The sequence below is a fragment of the Aurantimonas sp. C2-5-R2 genome (genome assembly GCF_036549495.1).
Classification (GTDB): Bacteria; Pseudomonadota; Alphaproteobacteria; order Rhizobiales; family Rhizobiaceae; genus Aurantimonas; species Aurantimonas coralicida_A.
In genome coordinates, this window is record NZ_JAZHLJ010000248.1 from 1 (window position 1) to 1043 (window position 1043).

The window sequence follows — 1043 nt, forward strand, 5'->3', positions numbered from 1 at the left end:
AGCCGGGTCTTTGGCTCCCATGTCTCCAGAAACGCGACCAGTTCGGGCTCCTCGGCCGCGGGAAGGACGATTTTGAGGGTGATCAGCTGATGCCCGCGCTGGCCGGTCTTGTGGTCGCGGATTCCCTTGCCGCGAAGCCGCAACGTTGTGCCGGTATTGGACCACCTCGGAACGGTCACCTTGACCGGTCCGGTGATGGTCGGCACCTCGATTCGGGCGCCCAGGGCCGCCTCCGTCAAGGTGACCGGCACGTCGACGTGAATGTTACCGTCCTTGGAGCGAAAGAACGAATGTGGCTGGACATGCAGTTCGACATAGGCGTCGCCCGGCGCTCCATCGCCAAACCCAGGCATTCCTTGTCCTTTTAGCCGCAGCATCTGCCGGTCGGCTGCACCCTCGGGGATCTTGACCTGCAAGGTCTTGCCTTCAGGCAATGTGATCGTCCGCGTCGCGCCATTGGCCGCATCCAGAAAAGCCACCGGGAGCGCATAACTCACATCTTGTCCACGCGCCCTGAACGTGCCCTGGGCTCGTCGTCCTCCGCCTGAAAACGCGCGGGACAGAAACGCCTCCAGATCTTCATTGCTCGAAAAACCGTCCTGTGCGGCGTGCGAAGCGTAGGCGGGGCCGTCGGCGAAATCGCGATAGAACCGCTCATGCGGGCGCTCGGCTCCGCTGGCGTCGATTTCGCCCGCATCGAAGCGCCGGCGTTTTTCCGGGTCCTTGAGCAGGTCGTTCGCCGCCGAAAGGTCCTTGAACTTGCTCTCAGCCTCCTTGTCGCCCGGATGCAGGTCGGGATGGTGCTTGCGCGCCAGTTTCTTGAATGCGGCCTTGATCTCCTTGCTGGTCGCGGAGCGGGCGACGCCGAGGGTCTCATAAGGGTCCTTCATGTCACTGATTTCCTACCAACCATGCCTCGAATGCCCGTGTTCTTTATCGGTACTGCGCAACGCTCCGACGCCTCTGTTGCGGCGCCGATGGAGGGCAGGCTCAAGCCGCCGCAGTCGGCAACTTGTCACGCACCCATTGCACGATCTGATTGG

General features: G+C 62.4%; 1 protein-coding gene. It reads right to left on the reverse strand.

The window, feature by feature from the left end; all coding sequences use genetic code 11:
* Positions 1-890 (reverse strand): J domain-containing protein (locus VQ044_RS25325; protein WP_327650431.1); only part of this gene is annotated, 890 nt, incomplete at its 3' end.
* Positions 891-1043 lie beyond the last annotated feature (153 nt).